Below are 4,129 nucleotides of genomic sequence, written 5' to 3' on the forward strand. Positions count from 1 at the left end.
GGCGCCGGGGCACACGCCCCGGCGCCCGCGGCGGGGCGCCGGCACGGCCGTACGTCCGCGGGACGCCGGACCGTCGGACGCCGGACCGTCAGGCCGGATCAGGACCGTGGAACCTCAGGGAATCAGGAGGTCAGGCCGTGGTCGTGGTCGTGCAGACCGCCACCGCTGCCCGCGGTGCCCTTGGTGGGCTCGAAGGGCACTTCCTCCGTCAGGGAGGAGGTGTCCCAGGCGTAGGTGCCGACGGCGTTCGCGATCACGTCGACGTTGACGCCGAGCGCCTTCTTGCTGACGTTGCCCAGGTCGTCGCACGCCTGGTGGTAGCACTCGTCGTACGCGAGACCGGCCTCGCCGCCCCACAGAGCGGCTTCCTCCTCGCTCTTGACGCCCTCGGCGCCGGTGAAGGTGCCGCCGGAGGGGATGCCGGCCTCGATGAACGGACCGTAGTCGGAGCGGCCGGTGAAGTCGGTGCCGCGCGGCTCCTGGCCCTGCGAGCGCATGAAGGTGTTGATCGCGTGCTCCAGCTGCGCCGAGCCCTCGGGGCCCGGGCCGGCGCCGACGCCGTCGGAGTCGTCGCCGTCGTAGACGAACAGGCCGTAGTTCGGCGAGGCGATCATGTCGAAGTTGAGGTAGAGGGCGATCTTCTCGCGCTCGGCCTCCGGCAGGCTCGTCACGTAGTGCTCGGAGCCCTGCAGGCCCACCTCCTCGGCGGACCACAGCGCGAAGCGGACCTTGTTGGCGTGCTTGCCCTTGCGGTCGGCCTTGGCGAGCTCGAGGGCGGCCTCCAGGATGCCGGCGGAGCCGGAGGCGTTGTCGTTGATGCCCGGGCCGTCGGCGACGGAGTCCAGGTGGGCGCCGAACATCACCACGTTGTCCTCGTCGCCGCCGCGGGTCTCGGCGATGACGTTGGGCGTGGAGCGGGTCTCGTGGAACTCGCGGATCTCCATGCTGACGGTGACGTCGCCCCGGGCGGCGTCGGCCGCCAGCGCCTCGCCGGCCTCCTGGGTGATGCCGCCGGTGGGGATGCGGCCGGCGGAGGCGTCGCCGAGGGTGCCGTTGAGGTCCCCGTCGGTGTTGTTGTAGATGATCGCGCCGACCGCGCCGGCGTCCGCGGCGTTCGCCTGCTTGTCGGCGAAGGTGCAGCCGCCGCGCCGGATCAGCGCGATCTTGCCGGTGAAGTCGCCGGCGGCGAAGTCCTCGGCGGTGCAGCCGGTGGTGCCGTCGGCGTCCACGGGCACGGCCGCGACAGCGGCCTCGATGCCGCCCTCGGGAGTGCTCGTGGTGTACGTCATCAGCTTGACGGGGACGTCGCGCTGGTCGGGGGTCAGGACCGTCAGCTTCTCCGCCAGCGTCTCGCGGTAGACGAAGTCGAAGTTCTGGTAGGTGACCTCGTAGCCGGCGAGCTTGAGCAGGGTGCCGGCGTACTTCGCGGACCAGTCGTAACCGGCGGATCCGGCGGCGCGGTTGTCGGCCTTGGCGTCGGCGATCGCCTGGAACGCCCGCAGGTGCCTCATGGCGCCGTCCGCGTCGGCCTTCTTGACCAGCTTCCTCGCCAGCTTCTCACCCTGGCGGCCGGGGTCGGGCGCGGCGGCGGCCGAGCCGGCCGACGCGGCGAGCAGCAGAGGGGTGGCGAGGGACGCGGCGGCGGTGACCGCGATGATTCTGCGCTTCCTGCCTCTGGAGAGAGGTGCGTGCACGGGAGGATCCTTCCGGTGCGGACAGCTGGGACAGGCTGTTCGGCGTGGGGGATTGCGTGTCCGGGTTACGGACGCGGTGGGAGGGAAGGTAGCGACTGGAGGGCTCCGAGGGAATAAGCCCGGCACAACCGGCCCGTTTTGGGGGAAACGATCCGCTCGCGCGCCGGGGTCAAACCCGCCCGATCCCGTGAACTCGGGACATCCGCTGCCCGGTTGCCGTCCTCGCCCGCTACCGGCCGCCGGGGAAGCAGCGGTCGATCAGCTCGTTGCGGAACACGCCCGCCGGGTCGAAGCGGTCCAGCAGAGCCCGGAAGTCCTCCCAGCGTGCGTACGAGGCGCCCAGCTCCCCCGCCCGGACGGACGACAGCTTTCCCCAGTGGGGGCGCGCGTCGAAGGGCGCGAGCGCCTCCTCGACACGGAGCAGCACGGGGGCGACGGCGGCGGCGTCGGACGTCCAGGTGAAGTGGAGGGCGACGCTGTCGCGGCCGTGGGCGGGGCTGAGCCAGTGCGGATCGGCGGCCACGGTGCGTATCTCGGAGACCCGCAGCACGGGGGCGAGCAGCGGCCCGATCTCCCGCAGCGCGGCGAAGGCCTCGCCCGCGCGGCCGGCCGGCACGAAGTACTCCGACTGGAGCTCGTCCCCGGCACTGGGCATGAACCCGGAGCGGAAGTGCGGCAGCCGTTCGTCCCACGGCCCGGGCACGCCCTGCTGCTCGGTGGCGTTCTCCGTCGGCATTCCCTCGATCGGGTGGCGGGGGCCGTCGGCGGGGCGGGCGCCGGTCCAGGAGAGGCCGGGCAGCGGATCACCGGTGCGGCGCTTGGCCCACACCCGCGCCGGACCGGTCCAGTCGGTGAAGACACTGACGCTGTACGCGGCGCCGAACACCTCCTCCGGGCACTCCGTCAGCACCGTCCAGGGCAGCCCCTCGTGGACGTACTGCTCCACCTCGAAGGCCGGGCACGCCTCCACGGTGAGGGCGGTGACCACGCCCAGGGCGCCGAGCGAGACCACGGCCCCCTCGAAGCCGGCCTCGCCGCGCGAGACGGTGACCCGCGAGCCGTCCGCCGTGACCAGCTCCACCGAGCGTACGGCGGCGGCCAGCGTGCCGCCGGTGCGTCCCGATCCGTGGGTGCCGGTGGCGTAGGCCCCGGCGAGGGTGAAGTGCGGGGTGGACGGCAGGTTCGGCAGGGCCAGCCCGTGCCGCCGCAGCACCGGGCTCAGCTCGCCGAACCTGACCGCGCCGGCGACCCGGACGGTGCCGGAGGCCGGGTCCGCCTCGATCGTGCGGGGCAGGTCGTCGAGGGTGATCAGGTCGCCGGTGGTGTCGGCGATCCGGTTGAAGGAGTGGCCCGAGCCCAGCACCCGTGCGCGGTCGGACGCCGCGACGATCTCCCGGAGCCGGTCCGCGGTCGCCGGGCGGTGCATGGTACGGGCGGCGAACTCGACGTTCCCGGCCCAGTTGGTCGGCCTGGTCGGCGTCGCGGCCATGGGGTTCTCCAGCTTCGTGGGGTCGGTCGGCCGTGCGAGCGTATGCCACCGGTGCCGCTTCCGGTCCGTGGCGGTGGGTAGGCGGGCGGTGTCGGGCGGCCGGCCACTGCCGGTCCGGGCAGCGGAACGGACATGACGGATTCGGCGGGTACGACGCGGGACGAGGAGGCCGGACACCGTGGCGGAGAGGGCACTGGTACTGGGCAGCGGCGGGTACGCCGGGGGCGCGTGGCAGGCGGGGATGCTGGCCGGTCTGGCCTGGGCCGGGGTGGACCTCTCCGACGCCGACACGGTGATCGGCACCTCGGCCGGAGCGGTGGCGGGCGCCCGGCTGGTCGCCGGGGAGTCCTTGCGGGAGTTCCACGAGCGCCCGGGGACGGACGGGGCCGGCGGCCCCGCGCTGCGCGTCACGCCCGGCACGGCCCTCGGTTTCCTGCGGGCGCAGCTCGGCCGGCGCACCCCGGAGGCGACGGCGCGGCGGCTGGGACGGACGGCGCTGAGGCGCCACACCGTCCCGCGGGAGGAGGTGTTCGCGGGGATGGCCGCCCTGCTGGGGGTGCGGGAGTGGCCCGGCGAGGCGCTGCGGGTGACCGCCGTGGACGCGCACACCGGTGCCCTGGGCGTCTTCCACTCCGGCAGCGGCGTCGACCTGCTGGAAGCGGTCACCGCCGGCTGCACACTGCCGGGGCTGTGGCCGCCGGTCGCCCTGGACGGACGGTGGTGGATCGACGGCGGCATGCGGTCGACGACCAACGCCGATCTGGCCCGGGGCCACCGGCGGGTGGTGGTGCTCGCCCCGCTGCCCAGGGCCTTCGGACCGGGGCAGCGGGCCGAACGGCACGCCGCCGAGCTGGAGGCGGACGGGGCTCGGGTCGCCCTGGTCACCCCCGGCGCCGCCGCGCGCCGCGCCGGCCGCAACCCCCTGGACCCGTCCCGGGCGGCGCCC

Annotated in this window: 3 protein-coding genes; 1 reads left to right on the forward strand and 2 read right to left on the reverse strand. The window is 74.3% G+C overall.

The window, feature by feature from the left end:
- Positions 1 to 122 precede the first annotated feature (122 nt).
- Entirely contained in the window at positions 123 to 1,694 is a 1,572-nt protein-coding gene (locus AC2CJA_RS24905; protein ID WP_484604928.1) for a M28 family metallopeptidase, read from the reverse strand.
- A gap of 229 nt (positions 1,695 to 1,923) precedes the next feature.
- A complete protein-coding gene (locus tag AC2CJA_RS24910) occupies positions 1,924 to 3,183 on the reverse strand; it encodes an FAD-binding protein (protein WP_484604929.1) in 1,260 nt (419 codons plus the stop codon).
- 178 nt (positions 3,184 to 3,361) lie between these two features.
- On the opposite strand from AC2CJA_RS24910, the gene AC2CJA_RS24915 reads away from it, so the two are divergent.
- Positions 3,362 to 4,129, forward strand: a 768-nt coding sequence (locus AC2CJA_RS24915) for a patatin-like phospholipase family protein (protein ID WP_484604930.1), incomplete at its 3' end; no start/stop codon positions are given.

The organism is Streptomyces sp. ATLC9 (genome assembly GCF_057196705.1).

Bases quoted from the DNA above. Each gene is read 5' to 3' on its own strand.
- AC2CJA_RS24910 (WP_484604929.1), bottom strand. From the start codon at position 3,183: ATGGCCGCGACGCCGACCAGGCCGACCAACTGGGCCGGGAACGTCGAG.